Below are 22,862 nucleotides of genomic sequence, written 5' to 3'. Positions count from 1 at the left end.
CCGCCACCAGGGAAAAACTTATGAGACAGCTGCAACCCGATACGTTGATCCAAAACCCCGTGGGCAGGCCTGTGGTGTCATCTGTGGCGATTGCCTGCAGCGCCGTCAACCTGTGGGGGGTCGTGGGTCGCTTCGCAGGCTTTGACGCGTTCATCCCTGCCCTGGCAGGTATCACGATGATCGGCAGCGGTGTGGGATCGCTGCGCAAGAAATGCTTCCACGACGGCAATGTGGTCGTGGAACAGCTCAATAGCCACGATGCGCAGGCGATGCACATGACCTGGACGACGATCTATAACACCTTGGGCGTGGCCCGGCTGTGGGCCGCAATGAGCGTTGAGTCGCTGGGGGAGAATCAGGCGCGGGCGACCTGGACCATCATCGCCGAACCCGTTGATGCCAGCGACAAAGAGGGATTTGAACAATTCATCCAGGCCTTCGCCGACAGTGCACTGGATAACGTGCGCCGACTGCTTGGCTGAAAAAAATGGCGCAGTGCATTGCTGCACTGCGCCACATTGACTGGCAGGGTGATCAGATCTTGAAACTGTCGACCAGTTGCTTCAAGCGATTGGCTTGTTGTGACAGCGCGTCACAGTCTTTCAAGGTCTCGTTGAGGTTGGCCACACCTTGTTGGTTCAGCAGGTTGATCTGGTTGATATCAACATTGAGCGTCTCCACCACAGCGGTCTGCTCCTCGGTGGCAGCGGCCACCGACTGGTTCATGCCGTCGATCTCGACGATACGCTGGGTCACGCTGATCAAGCGTTCACCGGCCTGGTTGGCAACCTCGACGCTTTCTTCGCTGGACACCTGGCTGGCATTCATCGTGGTCACGGCTTCGCGTGAGCCGATCTGCAACGAGGTGATCATCTTGTGGATCTCCTCTGCCGACTCCTGGGTACGGTGGGCCAGGTTGCGCACTTCGTCAGCCACCACGGCAAAACCACGGCCGGCTTCACCAGCACGGGCGGCTTCAATAGCGGCGTTGAGGGCCAGCAGGTTGGTTTGCTGGGAGATGCCTTTGATCACATCGAGGATATGGCCAATGTTGTCGGTACTGGCATTCAAGGTTTCGATCTGCGTGCAGGACAGGCTGATCTTCTGCGACAACTCGGACATCGCCAGGATGGTTTTCTCTACGACCTGGCGACCGTCATCGGCTTGCTCGCTGGCGCCACTGGCGTGTTGCGAGGCGTCAGCGGCGTTACGGGCGATTTCCTGGGTGGCGGCACCCAGTTCGTTAATGGCCGCGGCAACGCTGTTGGTACGGGCGCTCTGCTCGTCAGAACCGATGATCGAAGCGTTGGACGATGCCATCACGCGCTGGGAAAGATCGTGTACATGCCTGGTCGCCGAGGACACTTCGCTGATCGAGGCATGGATACGCTCGACAAACTGGTTGAACGCACTACCCAGCTCCCCGAATTCATCTTTGCTTTCCACGACCAGGCGGCGGGTCAGGTCGCCCTCGCCCTGGGCAATGTCTTGCATGGCGCGACCCATGGTGGTCAGCGGGCGCATCAGCACCTGGATCAACAGGCTCAGCAATACGGCAATTGCAGTGACGGCAATGAACATTGCGATCAAGGCGGAGGTGCGGAACTTACTTAGGGGGGCGTAGGCTTTGTCTTTATCGATCGACAGCCCTATGTACCAGTCCGCACCAGGCAAGCCGCTGATCGGGGTGAAGGACAGGATGCGGTCCTGGCCATTGAGGACCACATCCTGGTTGATCTTCTCAATACGGACGGTGCTGCCCGGATAGATATCCTTGAGGTTTTTCATTACCTGTTCTTGGTCAGGACTGACAATCACCTGCCCATCGCCGCTGACCAGGAACGCGTGGCCAATCCCGCCGAAGTCCACCGAGTTGATGATCTTCACCAAGGTTTGCAGGCTCAAGTCGCCACCCACTACACCCAACAGCTCACCATTTTTCTTGACCGGCATCGCGATGGTGACGATCAAACCACCGACGGCGGCCATATAAGGCGGGGTCAGCATGGGTTTGTCGGCAGCGACCGCTTGCTTGTACCAAGGGCGCTGACGCGGATCGTAGCCATCAGGCATTTTCGCGTCAGGACGCTGGGTGAAGACACCGTTGGTGGAACCGACGTAGGTGAACTGGAAGTTCGAGGTGAACGCCGGTTGATCAACCAGGCCGGGGAGGTCGGCATTGCTGCCTTGGTGAGCAACGTTCTGCGCAAGGTTCTCCAGGACCAGCACCCGGCCACTGAGCCAGTTCTGCACACTGCTGGCAGTCAGGTCACCCGACTGCTGGATAGATGACTCCAGGTTTTGCCTGATGGTATTGCGCTGCAGGTAGTCGTTGTACAACGTAAACAGCGCGAAGGCCAAAACCACGACGCCTGACGCGGCCAACAGAATTTTATGACTGAACTTGAGATTCATTTCATCGACTTCTTTTTGCCAAAAGGGGGTGAGCGTGCCGAATGCAACGTTCCATGTACGGTATAGGCGGACTCTACGACCGCTCTATTTCGGTGCACGCATGGCTCATCAGGCTTTCGGCCAAGGCTGGATAAATCTTAGGAATTTGTGGGATACATCTTCTTTTTATGTAAGAAGCCGACAGGCGGTCAGGATTGGACACTTAGGTCCCCAGAACGACAAAACCCCCGTCTGCGCTAGCAGACGGGGGTTTCGGAATTCAATCTTGACGATGACCTACTCTCACATGGGGAAACCCCACACTACCATCGGCGATGCATCGTTTCACTGCTGAGTTCGGGATGGGATCAGGTGGTTCCAATGCTCTATGGTCGTCAAGAAATTCTGTGTACCAGAGCGTTGCGCTAGCAACGGTCCGGTGAAATTCATGGACTTCTACATAAACAAAACCCCTGTCTGCGTTAGCAAACAGGGGTTTTGGAATTTAATCTTGACGATGACCTACTCTCACATGGGGAAACCCCACACTACCATCGGCGATGCATCGTTTCACTGCTGAGTTCGGGATGGGATCAGGTGGTTCCAATGCTCTATGGTCGTCAAGAAATTCGGGTACTGAGTCGTGGCAAGTGCCTCGCTTCAGCAAATTGGGTATGTGACAGCTTTCGGTGTTTTGTGAGATTCGAACTTTCGGTTCATTTCGTCTTCACACACCGCAATCTGATGCTCTTTCGAGAAACAAATTGCTTGGGTGTTATATGGTCAAGCCTCACGGGCAATTAGTATTGGTTAGCTCAACGCCTCACAGCGCTTACACACCCAACCTATCAACGTCGTAGTCTTCGACGGCCCTTCAGGGAACTCAAGGTTCCAGTGAGATCTCATCTTGAGGCTAGTTTCCCGCTTAGATGCTTTCAGCGGTTATCTATTCCGAACATAGCTACCCGGCAATGCCACTGGCGTGACAACCGGAACACCAGAGGTTCGTCCACTCCGGTCCTCTCGTACTAGGAGCAGCCCCTCTCAAATCTCAAACGTCCACGGCAGATAGGGACCGAACTGTCTCACGACGTTCTAAACCCAGCTCGCGTACCACTTTAAATGGCGAACAGCCATACCCTTGGGACCGGCTTCAGCCCCAGGATGTGATGAGCCGACATCGAGGTGCCAAACACCGCCGTCGATATGAACTCTTGGGCGGTATCAGCCTGTTATCCCCGGAGTACCTTTTATCCGTTGAGCGATGGCCCTTCCATACAGAACCACCGGATCACTAAGACCTACTTTCGTACCTGCTCGACGTGTCTGTCTCGCAGTCAAGCGCGCTTTTGCCTTTATACTCTACGACCGATTTCCGACCGGTCTGAGCGCACCTTCGTACTCCTCCGTTACTCTTTAGGAGGAGACCGCCCCAGTCAAACTACCCACCATACACTGTCCTCGATCCGGATAACGGACCTGAGTTAGAACCTCAAAGTTGCCAGGGTGGTATTTCAAGGTTGGCTCCACGCGAACTGGCGTCCACGCTTCAAAGCCTCCCACCTATCCTACACAAGCAAATTCAAAGTCCAGTGCAAAGCTATAGTAAAGGTTCACGGGGTCTTTCCGTCTAGCCGCGGATACACTGCATCTTCACAGCGATTTCAATTTCACTGAGTCTCGGGTGGAGACAGCGCCGCCATCGTTACGCCATTCGTGCAGGTCGGAACTTACCCGACAAGGAATTTCGCTACCTTAGGACCGTTATAGTTACGGCCGCCGTTTACCGGGGCTTCGATCAAGAGCTTCGCGTTAGCTAACCCCATCAATTAACCTTCCGGCACCGGGCAGGCGTCACACCCTATACGTCCACTTTCGTGTTTGCAGAGTGCTGTGTTTTTAATAAACAGTCGCAGCGGCCTGGTATCTTCGACCGGCATGAGCTTACGGAGCAAGTCCTTCACCCTCACCGGCGCACCTTCTCCCGAAGTTACGGTGCCATTTTGCCTAGTTCCTTCACCCGAGTTCTCTCAAGCGCCTTGGTATTCTCTACCCAACCACCTGTGTCGGTTTGGGGTACGGTTCCTGGTTACCTGAAGCTTAGAAGCTTTTCTTGGAAGCATGGCATCAACCACTTCGTCACCCAAAGGGTAACTCGTCATCAGCTCTCGGCCTTAGAATCCCGGATTTACCTAAGATTCCAGCCTACCACCTTAAACTTGGACAACCAACGCCAAGCTGGCCTAGCCTTCTCCGTCCCTCCATCGCAATAACCAGAAGTACAGGAATATTAACCTGTTTTCCATCGACTACGCTTTTCAGCCTCGCCTTAGGGACCGACTAACCCTGCGTCGATTAACGTTGCGCAGGAAACCTTGGTCTTTCGGCGTGGGTGTTTTTCACACCCATTGTCGTTACTCATGTCAGCATTCGCACTTCTGATACCTCCAGCAAGCTTCTCAACTCACCTTCACAGGCTTACAGAACGCTCCTCTACCGCATCACCCGAAGGTGATACCCGTAGCTTCGGTGTATGGTTTGAGCCCCGTTACATCTTCCGCGCAGGCCGACTCGACTAGTGAGCTATTACGCTTTCTTTAAAGGGTGGCTGCTTCTAAGCCAACCTCCTAGCTGTCTAAGCCTTCCCACATCGTTTCCCACTTAACCATAACTTTGGGACCTTAGCTGACGGTCTGGGTTGTTTCCCTTTTCACGACGGACGTTAGCACCCGCCGTGTGTCTCCCATGCTCGGCACTTGTAGGTATTCGGAGTTTGCATCGGTTTGGTAAGTCGGGATGACCCCCTAGCCGAAACAGTGCTCTACCCCCTACAGTGATACATGAGGCGCTACCTAAATAGCTTTCGAGGAGAACCAGCTATCTCCGAGCTTGATTAGCCTTTCACTCCGATCCACAGGTCATCCGCTAACTTTTCAACGGTAGTCGGTTCGGTCCTCCAGTTAGTGTTACCCAACCTTCAACCTGCCCATGGATAGATCGCCCGGTTTCGGGTCTATTCCCAGCGACTAGACGCCCTATTAAGACTCGCTTTCGCTACGCCTCCCCTATTCGGTTAAGCTCGCCACTGAAAATAAGTCGCTGACCCATTATACAAAAGGTACGCAGTCACCCAACAAAGTGGGCTCCCACTGCTTGTACGCATACGGTTTCAGGATCTATTTCACTCCCCTCTCCGGGGTTCTTTTCGCCTTTCCCTCACGGTACTAGTTCACTATCGGTCAGTCAGTAGTATTTAGCCTTGGAGGATGGTCCCCCCATATTCAGACAAAGTTTCTCGTGCTCCGTCCTACTCGATTTCATGACTAAGAGATTTTCGCGTACAGGGCTATCACCCACTATGGCCGCACTTTCCAGAGCGTTCCGCTAATCTCAAAGCCACTTAAGGGCTAGTCCCCGTTCGCTCGCCACTACTAAGGGAATCTCGGTTGATTTCTTTTCCTCAGGGTACTTAGATGTTTCAGTTCCCCTGGTTCGCCTCTTAAGCCTATGTATTCAGCTTAAGATAACCATCTTATGATGGCTGGGTTCCCCCATTCAGACATCTCCGGATCAAAGTCTGTTTGCCGACTCCCCGAAGCTTTTCGCAGGCTACCACGTCTTTCATCGCCTCTGACTGCCAAGGCATCCACCGTATGCGCTTCTTCACTTGACCATATAACCCCAAGCAATCTGGTTATACTGTGAAGACGACATTCGCCGAAAATTCGATAATACTCAATTTGAGTAACTCACAAATTTTACCTTAGCCTGATCCGTTACCAGTGAAAGTAACGTTCAGTCTATCTTTCTATCACATACCCAAATTTTTAAAGAACGAACTAGTCAAAGACTAGAAATCAACATTCACCATCACAATGATGGAATGCTCATTTCTAAGCTTTATACAAACAGAAGCAGTAGTGGTGGAGCCAAACGGGATCGAACCGTTGACCTCCTGCGTGCAAGGCAGGCGCTCTCCCAGCTGAGCTATGGCCCCGTATTTCTACAGGCGTTTCCCACACAAAATTGGTGGGTCTGGGCAGATTCGAACTGCCGACCTCACCCTTATCAGGGGTGCGCTCTAACCAACTGAGCTACAGACCCAATTTCGGGCTGCTTCTTTTCGTCTTCTTCAATGAATCAAGCAATTCGTGTGGGAACTTATGGAGCAGCTGATGTCGTCGATTAAGGAGGTGATCCAGCCGCAGGTTCCCCTACGGCTACCTTGTTACGACTTCACCCCAGTCATGAATCACACCGTGGTAACCGTCCTCCCGAAGGTTAGACTAGCTACTTCTGGTGCAACCCACTCCCATGGTGTGACGGGCGGTGTGTACAAGGCCCGGGAACGTATTCACCGCGACATTCTGATTCGCGATTACTAGCGATTCCGACTTCACGCAGTCGAGTTGCAGACTGCGATCCGGACTACGATCGGTTTTGTGGGATTAGCTCCACCTCGCGGCTTGGCAACCCTCTGTACCGACCATTGTAGCACGTGTGTAGCCCAGGCCGTAAGGGCCATGATGACTTGACGTCATCCCCACCTTCCTCCGGTTTGTCACCGGCAGTCTCCTTAGAGTGCCCACCATTACGTGCTGGTAACTAAGGACAAGGGTTGCGCTCGTTACGGGACTTAACCCAACATCTCACGACACGAGCTGACGACAGCCATGCAGCACCTGTCTCAATGTTCCCGAAGGCACCAATCTATCTCTAGAAAGTTCATTGGATGTCAAGGCCTGGTAAGGTTCTTCGCGTTGCTTCGAATTAAACCACATGCTCCACCGCTTGTGCGGGCCCCCGTCAATTCATTTGAGTTTTAACCTTGCGGCCGTACTCCCCAGGCGGTCAACTTAATGCGTTAGCTGCGCCACTAAGAGCTCAAGGCTCCCAACGGCTAGTTGACATCGTTTACGGCGTGGACTACCAGGGTATCTAATCCTGTTTGCTCCCCACGCTTTCGCACCTCAGTGTCAGTATCAGTCCAGGTGGTCGCCTTCGCCACTGGTGTTCCTTCCTATATCTACGCATTTCACCGCTACACAGGAAATTCCACCACCCTCTACCATACTCTAGTCAGTCAGTTTTGAATGCAGTTCCCAGGTTGAGCCCGGGGATTTCACATCCAACTTAACTAACCACCTACGCGCGCTTTACGCCCAGTAATTCCGATTAACGCTTGCACCCTCTGTATTACCGCGGCTGCTGGCACAGAGTTAGCCGGTGCTTATTCTGTCGGTAACGTCAAAATTGCAGAGTATTAATCTACAACCCTTCCTCCCAACTTAAAGTGCTTTACAATCCGAAGACCTTCTTCACACACGCGGCATGGCTGGATCAGGCTTTCGCCCATTGTCCAATATTCCCCACTGCTGCCTCCCGTAGGAGTCTGGACCGTGTCTCAGTTCCAGTGTGACTGATCATCCTCTCAGACCAGTTACGGATCGTCGCCTTGGTGAGCCATTACCCCACCAACTAGCTAATCCGACCTAGGCTCATCTGATAGCGCAAGGCCCGAAGGTCCCCTGCTTTCTCCCGTAGGACGTATGCGGTATTAGCGTCCGTTTCCGAACGTTATCCCCCACTACCAGGCAGATTCCTAGGCATTACTCACCCGTCCGCCGCTCTCAAGAGAAGCAAGCTTCTCTCTACCGCTCGACTTGCATGTGTTAGGCCTGCCGCCAGCGTTCAATCTGAGCCATGATCAAACTCTTCAGTTCAAACATCTTTGGGTTTTTAAGAAACCCTAAACTTGGCTCAGCAATCGTTGGTTACATCTTTGATTTCTCGCGGAGTAACTTGTGATGCTGATAATCTTGTTGACTATCAGTCTGACTCCACAAGCACCCACACGAATTGCTTGATTCAGTTGTTAAAGAGCGGTTGGTTAAGATCTTTCGTCTCAACCGAGGCGCGCATTCTACAGCAGCCTCATTTGCTGTCAAGTGATTATTTTCAGAAGTTTCGAGGTTTTCCTCAACAACTTCAACCACTTGCGCCTTCGATCTCTCGTCAGCGGGAGGCGAATTCTACAGCGTTACACGCTGCTGTCAACACCTCTTTTTCAACTTCCTTTTGGCTTCGATGTACTGAAGCAACCTGCTGCCGAAAACTACATAACTCATTGTTTACCAAAGAGTTTTCCGTTTCGACTGCGCCGGAAGTGGGGCGAATTATAGACTTCCAGGATCTGCCGTCAACCCTTGATTTTGCTTTTCTATCAATTAGTTACGATCGATTAAAAAACAACCAACTCCTGCCATGCAGAACCCCTTCTATATAGAAGACACACCTCATATAACTCCCGCCGCCTTTAAAGCCGCCACATGAGCCGCTCCCAACCCCAGCACCTGGCTGAGTACTTGAGCCGTATGCTCGCCCAGGAGCGGTGGCGCACTGCGATACTCCACGGGCGTCTTGGACAGCCTAATAGGGCTCCCCACCTGCGGCACCTTGCCCGCCAACGGGTGCGGCAACTCTATAGCCAACCCACGCGCCTGCACCTGCGGATCGGCAAACACCTGCGCCAGGTCATTGATCGGCCCACACGGCACACCCACCTGCTCCAGCTGGGCCACCCACTCGGCCGTGGTCTTGAACACCGTTGCCTGGCGAATCAATGGAATGAGCACCGCCCGATTGGCCACCCGCAGCTTATTAGTAGCAAACCGTGGATCATCAGCCCACTGCGGCTGCCCGGCGACCTGGGCAAACTTGCGGAACTGGCCGTCATTACCCACGGTCAGGATGAAATCGCCATCTGCCGTGGGAAAGTCCTGATACGGCACGATATTCGGATGCGCATTACCCAGCCGCTTGGGCGCTACCCCCGTCGTCAGGTAATTCATCGCCTGGTTGGCCAGGCAGGCAACCTGGACATCCAGCAACGCCATATCAATATGCTGGCCGCCGCCATCATGGTCGCGGTGCGCCATGGCCGCCAGAATCGCCACGGCTGAGTAAAGTCCGGTCAAAATATCGGTCAGGGCCACACCTACCTTGACCGGGCCTTCGCCCTCATCACCCTCGGGACGCCCCGTCAGGCTCATCAGACCGCCCAGGCCCTGAATCATGAAGTCATAGCCAGCGCGCGCCGCATACGGCCCAGTCTGGCCAAACCCCGTGATAGAGCAATAGATCAGCTGCGGATTGAGTTCCTTGAGCGACTCATAGTCCAGGCCATACGCCGCCAAGCCGCCCACCTTGAAGTTCTCGATCAAGATATCCGACTTCGCCGCCAGGTCCCGGACCAGCTTCTGCCCCTCCGGCCGCGTGAAGTCGATAGTCACCGACTCCTTATTACGATTGGCCGATAAGTAGTAGGACGCCTCACTGGTGTTTTCACCATAGGCATCCTTGAGGAAGGGCGGGCCCCAGGCGCGGGTATCGTCACCACTGCCAGGTCGTTCGACCTTGATCACCTCAGCGCCGAGATCAGCAAGAATCTGCCCGGCCCAAGGCCCCGCCAGCACCCGTGACAAATCCAGCACCCGCAGATGCGATAGCGCGCCCATGGTCACACTCCTATTAATAGAACGCCTGGATACCGGTCTGGGCGCGCCCGAGGATGAGCGCATGGACGTCATGCGTGCCTTCGTAGGTATTCACCACTTCCAGGTTGACCAGGTGCCGGGCAATCCCGAACTCATCGGAGATGCCATTGCCACCGAGCATGTCGCGAGCCATGCGGGCGATATCCAGGGACTTGCCGCAGGAGTTGCGCTTCATGATCGAAGTGATCTCCACCGCGGCCGTTCCCTCATCCTTCATCCGCCCCAGGCGCAGACAGCCTTGCAAGGCGAGGGTGATCTCGGTCTGCATATCAGCGAGTTTTTTCTGGATCAACTGCGTGGCAGCCAGTGGGCGCCCGAACTGTTGGCGATCCAGGGTGTACTGGCGCGCCGTGTGCCAGCAGAACTCCGCAGCCCCCAAGGCCCCCCATGAAATGCCGTAGCGGGCCGAGTTCAAGCAGGTGAAAGGGCCTTTCAAGCCACGCACATCGGGAAAGATGTTTTCTTCAGGAACGAAGACGTTGTCCATGACGATTTCACCGGTGATAGACGCACGCAGGCCGACCTTGCCGTGAATCGCCGGCGCACTCAGGCCTTTCCAGCCCTTCTCCAGGACAAAACCACGGATGTCGCCGGCGTCGTCCTTGCCCCAGACCACAAACACATCGGCAATCGGGCTGTTGGTGATCCACATCTTGCTGCCGGTAAGGCTGTAGCCGCCATCCACCTTGCGTGCGCGGGTAATCATCGCGCCCGGGTCCGAACCATGGTTGGGCTCGGTCAGGCCAAAGCAACCAATCCACTCACCCGAGGCCAGCTTGGGCAGGTACTTCTGCTTTTGCGCTTCAGTGCCGAACTCATTGATCGGCACCATCACCAGTGAAGACTGCACGCTCATCATCGAGCGATAGCCGGAATCGACACGCTCCACTTCCCGGGCAATCAAGCCGTAGCTGACATAGTTCAAGCCACTGCCACCGTACTGCTCAGGAATCATGGCGCCGAGCAGGCCGGTCTCGCCCATTTCACGGAAAATCGCAGGGTCGGTCTTTTCATGACGGAAGGCTTCAAGCACACGCGGCGCCAGCTTGTCCTGGGCAAATTGCTCGGCGCTGTCGCGCACCATGCGCTCTTCTTCAGTGAGCTGTTGATCCAGCAGCAGTGGATCGATCCAGTTGAAGCTTGCCTTACCGCCCATGAGTGAGTCCTCGCGAAGTAAATCAAAAGTCGTGCATGCAGCCTAGGCCGGGTAGGCGAGGAGGGCAAACGAGGTTTTTGCATAGCCTTGTGCTAATTTCTCACTCCGTAACGATTGAGAAAGGCGCAACAGCCTTTTATTAGTGAGAGTACGGTACATGCGCAGAAAGATCCCCAGCACCACGGCCCTGGTCAGCTTTGAAGCAGCAGCCCGCCACGAAAGCTTCACCAAGGCCGCGCAAGAACTTTCCATCACCCAGGGCGCGATCTGCCGACAGATCGCCAGCCTTGAGGAGTTTTTGAGTGTCGAGCTGTTTCGGCGCTCGCGACGCGGGGTAAAGCTCACCGAAGCCGGGCTTTCCTATAGCCGGCGAGTGGCGACGCAATTGGATGCCGTGGAGCGTGACACCCTGTCAGTGATGGGCCAGCAGGGCACCAATGTGATTGAGCTGGCGGTAGTGCCCACGTTCGGCACGCAGTGGCTGATCCCGCGCCTGAAGGATTTCCAGCAGCAACACCCCGAAGTCACAGTGAACCTGACCAACCGCACCCGCCCGTTCCTGTTTGCCGATACCGAGTTCGATGCCGCTGTGTATTTCGGCGATGCCGACTGGTCGGGCACCGAATCTCATCGGCTGATGGGCGAAAATCCAGTCCCCGTCTGCAGCCCGCGCTTGCTGCAAAACCGCACGCACTTTCGCGCAGAGGAAATCGCCGAACTGCCACTGCTGCAGCAAACCACGCGACCCTACGCCTGGCGCCAGTGGTTCAACGCCCAACAACTGAATATCCCCCGGGACATGACAGGCCCGCGCTACGAGCTATTCTCCATGCTGTCCCAGGCGGCCATGCATGACATGGGGATTGCCTTGATCCCACCGTTCCTTATTCAGCGGGAACTGAGCGAGAAACAACTGGTGATTGCCAACCCGCAGGCGCTGACCAGCAGCAAAGCCTATTACCTGATGATTCCCGAAAGAAAGGTCGAATCTGCATCACTGCACGCCTTTCGAGACTGGCTGATTGATCAGGCACAGCGCTACAGCCATCAATTCTAGAGGCCCAGGCAAGTTGTTGACCTTGTAGTCAGGTAATTTTGAGACCTACAGATATACGTATATGTCGCCTTTTGACAGACTGTACCGTTCGACCGTAAAACCCTCTGCAAGCCAATAGCTGCAAGCCCTACAGCGGGTATTCGGGGGCAATGATCGGTTATTCATGTCGACAATTGGGTAAATCGACTTTTCCCGCGATAACCCTTTAAACACCTGTATTCCAAGAGGTTATTCCGGCACATTGCGACAATCAGTCACAGGGTGACTTGTAGTTAATTTTTCGTCACCCGTCATAATCCCTTGAAGGCCGTAAAGTTCGCCTGCAAAATGCCGCGCCCTGCTGTCATTTCAGCGGGGTCGTGCTGATCGGCCGCCCCAGTTGCGCCACTCGCGGTGCACTGGCCTTTTTACAAAAATCAAAAGCAAAAAGATCATGCAGGAGATTTGACGTGCACATTGGTGTTCCTCTCGAAACCCAGACCGGTGAAACGCGGGTTGCTGCAACCCCGGAAACCATCAAGAAGCTGATCGGCCAGGGCCATAAGGTCACTGTACAAAGCGGTGCAGGTATCAAAGCCAGCGTCGTCGACAGTGCCTATGAAACGGCAGGCGCAACCATTGGCAGTGCCAGCGATGCGTTTGGCGCCGAGCTGATTCTCAAGGTGGTCGCCCCCAGCGACAGCGAACTGACGCTGATTAAAAGCGGCACCGTGTTGGTGGGCATGCTCAATCCGTTCAGCAACGAAACCATCACCCAACTGGCCGAACATGGCATCACTGCCTTCGCCCTGGAGGCCGCGCCGCGTACCTCCCGTGCGCAGAGCCTGGATGTGCTGTCGTCCCAGGCCAACATTGCCGGCTACAAGGCAGTGTTGCTGGCGGCCCATCACTACCCGCGCTTCATGCCAATGCTGATGACCGCCGCCGGTACGGTGAAAGCCGCTCGCGTGCTGATCCTCGGCGCCGGTGTTGCCGGCCTGCAAGCCATCGCTACGGCGAAACGCCTGGGTGCCGTCATCGAAGCGTCCGACGTACGCCCGGCCGTGAAGGAGCAGATCGAGTCCCTCGGTGCCAAGTTCGTCGACGTGCCCTACGAGACCGATGAAGAGCGCGAATGCGCCGTCGGTGTCGGCGGCTACGCCCGCCCAATGCCCACCAGCTGGATGCAGCGCCAGGCCCTGGCCGTGCATGAGCGCGCCAAGCAAGCCGATATCGTCATCACCACCGCCCTGATTCCGGGTCGCAAGGCCCCGACGCTGCTGAGCGCCGAAACCGTCGCCCAGATGAAGCCAGGCTCCGTGGTGATCGACCTGGCCGCCGCCCAGGGTGGCAACTGCCCACTGACCGTCGCCGACCAGGTGGTGGTGGAAAACGGCGTGACCATCTGTGGCCCGACCAACCTTGCCGGCGCGGTCGCTGCCGATGCTTCGGCCCTGTATGCGCGCAACCTGCTGGACTTCCTGAAGCTGGTCTTCACCAAGGAAGGGCAGTTTGAAATCAACCTCGAAGACGACATCGTCGCCGCGTGCCTGATGTGCCGCGACGGCCAAGTCATCCGCAAAAACGCCTAAGCAGGGATTCAGACGATGGAAGAGCTTATCTCCCCCGGTATCTACAACCTGATCATCTTCGTGCTGGCGATTTATGTCGGTTACCACGTGGTCTGGAACGTCACCCCCGCGCTGCACACGCCGCTGATGGCCGTGACCAACGCAATCTCGGCGATTGTGATCGTTGGCGCCATGCTCGCCGCCGCACTCACCGTTACCCCGCTGGGCAAGACCATGGGCACCCTGGCCGTGGCCCTGGCTGCCGTCAACGTGTTCGGCGGTTTCCTGGTTACCCGTAGGATGCTTGAGATGTTCAAGAAGAAAGCGCCCAAGGCTAAAGAAGAGGTGCAGAAGTAATGAGCATGAACCTCGTGACGACGCTCTACCTGATCGCGTCGATCTGCTTCATCCAGGCCCTCAAGGGCCTGTCGCACCCCACCACGTCCCGACGCGGCAACCTGTTCGGCATGCTCGGCATGGCGCTGGCGGTACTCACCACCGTGGGCCTCATCTATAAGCTCGGTGCGGAGCTGGCCACTGCCGGTATCGGCTACGTGATTGTCGGCCTGCTGATCGGCGGCACCGCCGGTTCGATCATGGCCAAGCGCGTAGAAATGACCAAGATGCCCGAACTGGTAGCCTTCATGCACAGCATGATCGGCCTGGCGGCGGTGTTTATCGCCATCGCGGCGGTGGTCGAGCCGCAATCCCTGGGGATCGTCAAGCAATTGGGTGACGCGATTCCTGCGGGCAACCGCCTGGAGCTGTTCCTCGGCGCAGCCATTGGTGCCATTACCTTCTCCGGTTCGGTCATTGCCTTCGGCAAGCTGTCGGGCAAGTACAAGTTCCGCCTGTTCCAGGGCGCACCGGTACAGTTTGGCGGCCAGCACAAGTTGAACCTGGTGCTGGGCCTGGCCACCCTGGGCCTGGGCCTGGTGTTTATGTTCACCGGCAACCTCAGTGCCTTCGCCCTGATGCTAGCCCTGGCCTTCGTGCTGGGCGTGCTGATCATCATCCCGATTGGCGGCGCCGACATGCCGGTGGTTGTCTCGATGCTCAACAGCTACTCCGGCTGGGCAGCGGCGGGCATCGGCTTCTCGCTGAACAACTCGATGCTGATCATTGCCGGCTCCCTGGTGGGGTCGAGCGGTGCGATCCTCTCGTACATCATGTGCAAGGCGATGAACCGCTCCTTCTTCAACGTGCTGCTCGGCGGTTTCGGCAATACGCCGGATGCGGCAGGGCCGGCCGGTTCGAAAGAAGCGCGCCCGGTGAAGTCCGGTTCGGCCGACGACGCCACTTTCCTGCTGACCAACGCCGACACCGTGATCATCGTCCCAGGCTATGGCCTGGCGGTCGCGCGGGCGCAACACGCCCTTAAAGAGCTGACCGAGAAGCTGACCCATCGCGGCGTCACCGTGAAATACGCGATCCACCCGGTCGCCGGCCGCATGCCTGGCCACATGAACGTGCTGCTGGCCGAGGCCGAGGTGCCTTACGACCAGGTGTTCGAGATGGAAGACATCAACTCCGAGTTCGGCCAGGCCGACGTGGTGCTGGTGCTGGGCGCCAACGACGTGGTCAACCCGGCCGCCAAGAACGATCCGAAATCGCCGATCGCCGGCATGCCGATTCTCGAAGCCTTCAAGGCCAAGACGATCATCGTCAACAAGCGCTCGATGGCCAGCGGTTACGCCGGCCTGGATAACGAATTGTTCTACCTGGACAAGACCATGATGGTCTTCGGCGACGCGAAGAAGGTCATCGAAGACATGGTCAAGGCCGTCGAATAAACACTGCTCCAGCGCAATACCCCAAACCCCGGCCTCCCGTAGGCTGGGGTTTTTTATTAACGGGAAAAACCCGACCAAAGGCTCTAAATCGCCACCTGGCATTCGACCATGGTAGCGGGACGAACGCCTTTGAAATCACTAGACTGCCCACCTTGCCTCCGTTGCCCGAGATAACAATCCATGTACCGTGATCGTATCCGCTTGCCTTCGCTGTTGAACAAGGTCATGAGCGCCGCCGATGCTGCCGCCCTGATCGAGGACGGCATGACCGTCGGCATGAGCGGCTTTACCCGCGCCGGTGAAGCCAAGGCCGTGCCCCACGCCCTGGCCGAACGTGCCAAGACCTCGCCCCTGAAAATCACCCTGATGACCGGCGCCAGCCTGGGCAACGACTTGGACAAGCAACTGACCGAAGCCGGCGTGCTGTCGCGCCGCATGCCATTTCAGGTCGATAGCACCCTGCGCAAGGCGATCAATGCCGGCGAAGTGATGTTTATCGACCAGCATCTATCGGAAACCGTCGAACAGCTGCGCAACAACCAGCTCAAGCTGCCGGACATCGCGGTGATTGAAGCTGTGGCCATCACCGAGCAAGGCCACATCGTGCCCACCACCTCCGTGGGCAACTCGGCCAGCTTCGCGATTTTTGCCAAGCAGGTGATCATCGAGATCAACCTGGCGCACAATCCGAATCTGGAAGGCCTGCACGACATCTATATCCCGACCTACCGCCCGACCCGCACCCCGATCCCACTGGTCAAGGTGGATGACCGCATCGGCAGCACCGCGATCCCGATCCCGCCCGAGAAGATCGTCGCCATCGTCATCACCAACCAGGCCGACTCCGCCTCCACCGTGACCCCGCCCGACAGCGACACCCAGGGAATCGCCAATCACCTGATCAACTTCCTCAAACAGGAAGTGGACGCCGGGCGCATGACCAACAAGCTCGGCCCGTTGCAGGCCGGCATCGGCAATATCGCCAACGCGGTGATGTGCGGGTTGATCGAGTCGCCGTTCGAAGACCTGACCATGTACTCCGAAGTCCTCCAGGACTCGACCTTCGACCTGATCGACGCCGGCAAGCTGAGCTTTGCCTCCGGCAGTTCGATTACCTTGTCAGAGCGGCGCAATGCCGACGTGTTCGGCAACCTGGAGCGCTACAAAGACAAGCTGGTGCTGCGCCCGCAGGAAATCTCCAACCACCCGGAAGTGGTGCGCCGCCTGGGCATCATCGGCATCAATACCGCGCTGGAGTTCGATATCTACGGCAACGTCAACTCCACCCACGTGTGTGGTACGCGGATGATGAACGGCATTGGCGGCTCGGGCGATTTCGCCCGCAACGCGCACCTGGCGATCTTTGTCACCAAGTCCATTGCCAAGGGCGGGGCGATTTCCAGCGTGGTGCCGATGGTGAGCCATGTCGACCATACCGAGCATGACGTCGACATCCTCGTGACCGAGATCGGCCTGGCTGACCTGCGCGGCCTGGCGCCACGGGAGCGGGCACGGGTGATCATCGATAACTGCGTGCACCCGGACTACCGTGACGCCCTCAACAACTACTACACCGCCGCCTGCGCCATCGGCGGGCACACCCCGCACATCCTGCGCGAAGCCTTGAGCTGGCACATCAACCTGGAAGAAACCGGGCACATGCTCAAAGGCTGATCAATACAGACCCGGGTGGGTGCAAGCACAGTTGCATTCACCCGGAACTGAGCGCGGTACTTTTGAAAAAACTGTACTGCTGTACCGGTCATTTCCTACCGCAAAAACCTACAAATCCCTTCCAAAACGCCTAAAACGCACCAAATAAGTGCTGACAGGTACAGTTGCCCCATTTCCGTACAGTACAGCCGCTATAAACAGTTAACTGGCCCCTCACAATACAGGTGAACTGTATCTAGAGAGTCTTGCGCCGGAGGAGGATCATTGGCATCAGTTAAACCACTACCTAATCCCGCCACAAGCGGAAGGATGTCATCATGGAACGTACACTCAGTTCCGAACTGTTCTTCGAAGATAAAGCTGTCAACACCCAGGCTTCCCTGCCTCTGCGCGTTATCGCCAACCTAATGTTGTGGCAGCGCCGCATCTCCAGCCGCCATCAACTGGCTCGTTTGGATTCGCGTCTGCTGGCCGATGCCGGGATCAGCGAAGCTCAACGCTACGAAGAGCTGAGCAAGCCGTTCTGGCGCTGATTTAGCGCCCGCTGGCCCTGACCTACCGGGTCCACCGCCAGCACCCCAAATTGTTGTAGCAAAGCCCGCCCCGGGTAACCGGCGGCGGGTTTTGTTGTTTCTGGGAGTACGAAAAAATAGCGTAGAAGCCATCCTCGATGCCTGGACAGGTACAGTTTAAAAAACATAACAATTAACCAGTACAATTACGCATTGGCTGATTTGTACCGGTCAAATAACCTCCGTGAGCCACCACTTCCAACTGCGCACTACCCGAACAGATAGGCGCCAGCTACTATCGCGTCATTAGTTCGTCTCATACACAGGAGTCACCCCCATGTCCCGTCTTCGTTTGCTGAGCGCTGCAGCCCTGCTTGCCGTCGCCGCCAATGCCAGCGCCACCAGCCTGATCGTGACCACCGACTCGATTGTGGGCGCTCTCAAAGCCACTTCCGACGCCAGCTCCGATGCCACATCTTCGCTGCGCGACAACAAAGTCGTGCGCGCAGCCCGTGACGATGCTGCCAGCTTCGTCGCCAGCGAAGGCGCGATCCGTGGCGTGAAGCTGGAAAGCGCCCTGGCGCAGATCCGCCAACAGGCGCCACAACTCAATGCCGCTACCGATGTGCAACTGGCCCAGGCAATCCTGGCCATCTGAGCCAGGCCTGTTTTGCAGGAGCCGACTTGCCGGCTCCTGCATAGAAGTACCCGCGCTGGCTCTCGCCCGGGCATTACGCTAGCCTTGGCGCTCGTTTTCAGTTGTCGAGTCCCATGGCTTTTTCATACCGTTTGTTGATTGTTCCCACAGTGCTTGCAGTGTGCGGGGCCGGGCCGGTCCAGGCCTTTGATCTGTCCACACAAGGCCTCGTCGCCAGCGCCTATGCCACCAGCAAAGTGACCTCGGCGCCGTTCGATCGTAAATTGATACTGGCAGCCCAGGATGACGCTGCTGCGTTTATTGCCACTGACGGCCAATGGCGGGGCGCCCGGCTGGAAAGTGCACTGGATTACCTGCGTCGCACCCAGCCAAAACTTAAGTCCAGTGACCTTGAACTGGCCCAGGCAATTCTCGTCCAATAATCATCTTTACCCTTTGGAGTCATTCCATGCGTCGCCCGTTGATCGCAGCTGCTCTCGGCCTGTTCTTGCTGGCAGATATCGCCCAGGCACAAACTCTCGTGGCCACCAGTAACATCATTGTTCGTGCCTTTGGCCGCACCATTGATTTCACCTCGGACACCACCACCTCTATCCGTGACTCCAAAGTCGTGCGTGCAGCCCACGATGACGCCGCCAGCTTTGTCGCCAGCAATGGCGATATCCGTGGCGCGCAACTGGAAGCCGCCTTCGACACCCTGCGAACTCGCGTGCCCGAAGCCCGCGACGCCAGCGACCAGGTCCTCGCCGAAGCCATCCTCGCATTGTGAGGCGTCTCACCGCCTGGCTATTGGCTGCGACGGTGCTGCTGGCCGGCAACGCCGCCCAGGCCAGCCTGCAACTACGGCTCAAGACCGACGGCTTGAGCCCAGCCCAGCAGCAGGCCAGCCAGGCATTGCTTGATGAAGCGATGCAGGCGCTGCCGCCGCGCTTCATCGAGCAACTGGACCGGCGCATCGACGTTGGCTGGACCGACGACATGCCCGCCAACGCTTATGGCCAGGCGTCGCTGGTGTCCGAACTGGACCTCAACCGCAGGCTACTGGCCAGCCTCACCGACGGTACCGCCGCCACCCAGCAGACCCAGCGACCCCACGGCACCGTGCGCCGGGAGCTGCTCGCCACCGTCTTGCATGAACTGACCCACATCTACGACCGCGCGCGCCTGTGGCCCAAGGACCAGCGCTCGTTGATCCAACGCTGCAGCCGCCAGAACAACATCACCGGCCTGATCGGCCTGCCCGATCAATGCCGTGGCCAGAATGACCGGCGCTTCACCCTCAGCGACGACCCGCGCTTGCTCGACCTGGCCGGCTGGCCGCAATACGTCGGCCGCCGTGGCGAGCGCGAGCAACACAACCGGCAAGTGGCGCGCAGTCCGGACCTGTACGAAATCACCAACCCCAAGGAGTTCGTCGCGGTCAACATGGAGTACTTCCTCCTCGACCCGAGCTACGCCTGCCGCCGGCCCGCGCTGTACCGTTACTACCAGCAACACTTCGGCTGGGCCCCGCCCGCCAAGGACGCTTGCGCCAACACCTTCGCCTTCCTCAACGCCGGCAACGACTTTGCCAAGACGCCCCTGGGCCAGGTCGATCCCGAGCGCGTGTACGCCATCGACTATCTGCTGGCCGAAGCCAACCAGAACCTGGTGAGCCGCTGGGGCCACAGCATGCTGCGCCTGGTGATCTGCGCGCCAGGCCGCCCCCGTGGCCCGGATTGCCGCCTGGACCTGGACCAGCACCTGGTGTTGTCCTACCGCGCATTCGTGGGCGACGTGCAGCTATCGAGCTGGGACGGGCTGGTGGGCAAGTACCCTTCACGCCTGTTTGTCCTGCCCCTGGCCCAGGTCATCGACGAGTACACCAAGACCGAACTGCGTGGCCTGGCGTCCGTGCCCTTGATCCTCACGCGCCAAGAGATCAACGACACCGTCGAACACGCCGCCGAAATGCACTGGAGCTACGACGGCAATTACTACTTCCTCTCCAACAACTGCGCGGTCGAAGGCCTGAAACTGCTGCGCAGCGGCAGCGCCAACCCGCAACTGACCACCCTGGACAACATCACCCCCAACGGTTTGCTCGAAGTGCTCAAGGCCCGCGGGCTGGCCGACACCAGTGTGCTGGATGACCGCCGCGAAGCCTTGCGCCTGGGTTATCACTTCGACTCCTTCCGCGAGCGCTACCAGGCGATGTTCGAGGTGCTGAAAAAACACCTGCCGATCCCCCAGACCCAGGTCGAAGACTGGCTGGCCTTGAGCGCCGAGCAACGCAGGACCTGGTTCGACCAGGCTGACCTGCGCACCAGCGCCGCTTTGCTGCTGCTGGAACAGGCGAGCTTTCGCAAACAACTGATGCTCGCCCAGGACGAGGTCAAGCAACGCTACCTCGGTGCCCGCGAGCTGAAGAACGGCGGCATGGCCAAGGCCGATGCGACGTTGCAGCAGATCCTCGCTAACAGCGGCTTCCTCAGCCGCCCGGCGGAGCTGCTCGGCAGCAGCGGTTATGGATTGCCCCAGCCCAAGGAATGGCAGCGCCTGGAATCAGAAAGCGCATCGCGCCAGAAGCAGCTGCAATCGCTGACCGGCGACCTGGATAAAGAGGTGAGGGCGCTGCTGGAGCCTTCGCGGGCTGCGGAGATTGCCGCCTGCGAGGCCAATCTCAAGCAGGTGGGCGAGCATCTGCGGGCCTTGCACAAGGCGGCCGGCGGCCTGCAACTGCCTTAAGATCAGAAGCATCGCGGGCTTGTCGGATCGCCGCATCGCCGCGAAGACGTCGGCCCAGCAAACATTGAGGTTGACTGACCCACTGCTTTCGCGAGCAAGCCCGCTCCCACAGGGATCTGCGCTTAACTGACGGGTATTAGGGCTTGCCCGCGATAGCGCCCTTACAGACATCAAAACCAGACCAATCCTACGAAACATCTGTTCATCACCTGTTTACCCAGCGAAAGCTGGCTGAAAGCTTTCGCGATTAGGATCGCCCTCACTACCGGCAATAGACCGGTTGGCCAACCTGAGCGTTTTTATGCCCAGGGGCCCAATTAACAACAACAATGGTGATTCTGATGTCCGCTCGTACCCGCCTGTTTTTCCCCACTCCCCCCGTACGCCTCGCGCTTTTCGTTCTGCGCTGACCCCACCCGGTTCGCCATTCCCTAGCCGCGCTACGCCTGGAGTATTCCTATGCTGACTTTCCTTGGCTTTGCCATGGTCATCACGTTCATGTTCCTGATCATGACCAAGCGCCTTTCGGCGCTGATCGCCCTGATCATCGTGCCGATCCTGTTCGCGCTGTTCGGTGGCTTTGCGCCGAAGATCGGCCCGATGATGCTCGAAGGCATCACCAAGCTGGCGCCCACCGGCGTGATGCTGATGTTTGCCATCCTCTACTTTGCCTTGATGATCGACTCCGGCCTTTTCGACCCGGCCGTGCGCAAAATCCTCAAGCTGGTCAAGGGCGACCCGCTGAAAGTCTCGGTCGGTACGGCCGTGCTGGCGCTGGTGGTGTCCCTGGACGGTGACGGCGCCACTACCTATATGATCTGCGTGGCCGCCATGCTGCCTTTGTACAATCGCATTGGCATGAGCCCACGGATCATGGCCGGCCTGATCATCCTCGCCGGCGGCGTGATGAACATGACGCCCTGGGGCGGCCCGACCGCCCGCGCCGCCAGTGCGCTGCACGTGGATCCCTCGGACATCTTCGTACCGATGATCCCGGCCATGGCCGCCGGCGTAGTGGCCATCCTGGTGATTGCCTATATGTACGGCCTGCGTGAACGCGCTCGCCTGGGCGTGTTGCACCTGCAAGGCGATGAAATCGACCATAGCGAAATCAGCGTCTCGCAGTTCCCGGATGCCCGTCGCCCGAAACTGATCTGGTTCAACGGCGCCCTGACCCTGATCCTGATGTGCACCCTGATTGCAGGCCTGCTCCCGCTGCCGGTGCTGTTCATGGTGGCCTTCAGTATCGCGATGATCGTCAACTACCCGTGCCTGCAACAGCAGAAAGACCGCGTTGCGGCCCACTCGGGCAGCGTGCTGGCAGTGGTTGGCCTGATTTTCGCCGCCGGTATCTTCACCGGGATCCTATCGGGCACCGGCATGGTCGATGCCATGTCCAAGAGCCTGCTGGCGGTCATCCCGGAAGCCCTGGGCCCGTACCTGGCGGTGATCACCGCGCTGGTGAGCATGCCGTTCACGTTCTTCATGTCCAACGATGCGTTCTACTACGGCGTGCTGCCAGTATTGGCCGAAGCCGCCAGCCATTACGGCATCACCGCCGCAGAAATGGGCCGCGCCTCGATTGTTGGCCAACCGGTACACTTGCTCAGCCCGCTGGTACCTTCGACTTACCTGCTGGTAGCCCTGGCCGGTATCGAATTTGGCGACCACCAGCGCTTCACCCTGAAGTGGGCAGTATTGGTATGCCTGTGCATAATGATCGCCGCATTGTTGTTGGGCACATTCCCGCTGTTCAGCACTCTATAATCGTAACAACCCACTGCG

General features: G+C 57.6%; 15 protein-coding genes, 2 tRNA genes and 4 rRNA genes. 12 read left to right on the top strand and 9 right to left on the bottom strand.

Annotated elements, in window-relative coordinates:
- Nucleotides 1–20 precede the first annotated feature (20 nt).
- The gene (locus ACSSVH_RS00600; RefSeq protein ID WP_432754842.1) at nucleotides 21–482 is read left to right on the top strand and encodes an SRPBCC family protein; all 462 of its coding nucleotides are present in this window, start codon (nucleotides 21–23) and stop codon (nucleotides 480–482) included.
- 52 nt (nucleotides 483–534) lie between these two features.
- On the opposite strand, the gene ACSSVH_RS00595 is transcribed toward ACSSVH_RS00600, so the two are convergent.
- From ACSSVH_RS00595 to ACSSVH_RS00555, 9 genes are all read right to left on the bottom strand, one after another.
- Complete coding sequence (locus tag ACSSVH_RS00595; RefSeq protein WP_169957157.1) at nucleotides 535–2,415, bottom strand: methyl-accepting chemotaxis protein; 1,881 nt, start codon at nucleotides 2,413–2,415, stop codon at nucleotides 535–537.
- A gap of 263 nt (nucleotides 2,416–2,678) precedes the next feature.
- A 5S ribosomal RNA gene (gene rrf, locus ACSSVH_RS00590) occupies nucleotides 2,679–2,794 on the bottom strand.
- 109 nt (nucleotides 2,795–2,903) lie between these two features.
- Nucleotides 2,904–3,019, bottom strand: a 5S ribosomal RNA gene (gene rrf / locus ACSSVH_RS00585).
- A gap of 154 nt (nucleotides 3,020–3,173) precedes the next feature.
- Nucleotides 3,174–6,067, bottom strand: a 23S ribosomal RNA gene (locus ACSSVH_RS00580).
- A gap of 248 nt (nucleotides 6,068–6,315) precedes the next feature.
- A tRNA-Ala gene (locus ACSSVH_RS00575) sits at nucleotides 6,316–6,391 on the bottom strand.
- A gap of 30 nt (nucleotides 6,392–6,421) precedes the next feature.
- Nucleotides 6,422–6,498: transfer RNA gene (locus ACSSVH_RS00570), tRNA-Ile, on the bottom strand.
- An 82-nt stretch (nucleotides 6,499–6,580) separates the two neighbouring features.
- Nucleotides 6,581–8,117 (bottom strand): 16S ribosomal RNA (locus ACSSVH_RS00565).
- Together the 16S, 23S and 5S rRNA genes with 2 tRNA genes alongside form the textbook arrangement of a ribosomal RNA operon.
- A 573-nt stretch (nucleotides 8,118–8,690) precedes the next feature.
- Nucleotides 8,691–9,911, bottom strand: coding sequence for a CaiB/BaiF CoA transferase family protein (locus ACSSVH_RS00560; RefSeq protein ID WP_169954147.1), 1,221 nt, complete (start codon nucleotides 9,909–9,911; stop codon nucleotides 8,691–8,693).
- A gap of 13 nt (nucleotides 9,912–9,924) precedes the next feature.
- On the bottom strand, nucleotides 9,925–11,106 hold the full coding sequence (locus ACSSVH_RS00555) for an acyl-CoA dehydrogenase (RefSeq protein ID WP_029290432.1): 1,182 nt from the start codon (nucleotides 11,104–11,106) through the stop codon (nucleotides 9,925–9,927).
- 157 nt (nucleotides 11,107–11,263) lie between these two features.
- Here ACSSVH_RS00555 and ACSSVH_RS00550 point away from each other — a divergent pair, with 157 nt between their 5' ends.
- The 11 genes from ACSSVH_RS00550 (at nucleotide 11,264) to ACSSVH_RS00500 (ending at nucleotide 22,844) form a co-directional block, all read left to right on the top strand.
- The gene (locus tag ACSSVH_RS00550; RefSeq protein WP_432754840.1) at nucleotides 11,264–12,163 is read left to right on the top strand and encodes a LysR family transcriptional regulator; all 900 of its coding nucleotides are present in this window, start codon (nucleotides 11,264–11,266) and stop codon (nucleotides 12,161–12,163) included.
- Nucleotides 12,164–12,612: 449 nt separating this feature from the next.
- Complete coding sequence (locus tag ACSSVH_RS00545; protein ID WP_065942441.1) at nucleotides 12,613–13,734, top strand: Re/Si-specific NAD(P)(+) transhydrogenase subunit alpha; 1,122 nt, start codon at nucleotides 12,613–12,615, stop codon at nucleotides 13,732–13,734.
- A gap of 15 nt (nucleotides 13,735–13,749) precedes the next feature.
- Nucleotides 13,750–14,070: an NAD(P) transhydrogenase subunit alpha part 2 gene (locus tag ACSSVH_RS00540; RefSeq protein ID WP_003233786.1), complete on the top strand. Its 321-nt coding sequence runs from the start codon at nucleotides 13,750–13,752 to the stop codon at nucleotides 14,068–14,070.
- Nucleotides 14,070–15,506 (top strand): NAD(P)(+) transhydrogenase (Re/Si-specific) subunit beta, encoded by a 1,437-nt coding sequence (locus tag ACSSVH_RS00535; RefSeq protein ID WP_038444899.1) that lies wholly within the window; start codon nucleotides 14,070–14,072, stop codon nucleotides 15,504–15,506. Before ACSSVH_RS00540 ends, ACSSVH_RS00535 begins: the two co-directional genes overlap by 1 nt.
- A gap of 180 nt (nucleotides 15,507–15,686) precedes the next feature.
- Complete coding sequence (gene scpC / locus ACSSVH_RS00530; protein WP_170041964.1) at nucleotides 15,687–17,180, top strand: succinyl-CoA:acetate CoA-transferase ScpC; 1,494 nt, start codon at nucleotides 15,687–15,689, stop codon at nucleotides 17,178–17,180.
- A gap of 317 nt (nucleotides 17,181–17,497) precedes the next feature.
- Nucleotides 17,498–17,713, top strand: coding sequence for a DUF1127 domain-containing protein (locus ACSSVH_RS00525; protein WP_007911656.1), 216 nt, complete (start codon nucleotides 17,498–17,500; stop codon nucleotides 17,711–17,713).
- 316 nt (nucleotides 17,714–18,029) lie between these two features.
- Nucleotides 18,030–18,350: a DUF2388 domain-containing protein gene (locus ACSSVH_RS00520; protein WP_057442142.1), complete on the top strand. Its 321-nt coding sequence runs from the start codon at nucleotides 18,030–18,032 to the stop codon at nucleotides 18,348–18,350.
- 113 nt (nucleotides 18,351–18,463) lie between these two features.
- Nucleotides 18,464–18,772, top strand: a complete 309-nt coding sequence (locus ACSSVH_RS00515) for a DUF2388 domain-containing protein (protein ID WP_169954141.1) — start codon at nucleotides 18,464–18,466, stop codon at nucleotides 18,770–18,772.
- Nucleotides 18,773–18,798: 26 nt separating this feature from the next.
- Nucleotides 18,799–19,119, top strand: coding sequence for a DUF2388 domain-containing protein (locus tag ACSSVH_RS00510; RefSeq protein ID WP_029290409.1), 321 nt, complete (start codon nucleotides 18,799–18,801; stop codon nucleotides 19,117–19,119).
- On the top strand, nucleotides 19,116–21,077 hold the full coding sequence (locus ACSSVH_RS00505) for a DUF7844 domain-containing protein (RefSeq protein ID WP_169954140.1): 1,962 nt from the start codon (nucleotides 19,116–19,118) through the stop codon (nucleotides 21,075–21,077). The genes ACSSVH_RS00510 and ACSSVH_RS00505 overlap by 4 nt, the downstream gene beginning before the upstream one ends.
- A gap of 459 nt (nucleotides 21,078–21,536) precedes the next feature.
- A complete protein-coding gene (locus ACSSVH_RS00500) occupies nucleotides 21,537–22,844 on the top strand; it encodes a CitMHS family transporter (RefSeq protein WP_492633935.1) in 1,308 nt (435 codons plus the stop codon).
- The last annotated feature ends 18 nt before the right edge of the window (nucleotides 22,845–22,862 follow it).

It is taken from the genome of Pseudomonas sp. HC1(2025), from assembly GCF_058742075.1.
This window is presented reverse-complemented; position numbering and strand designations above follow the sequence as displayed.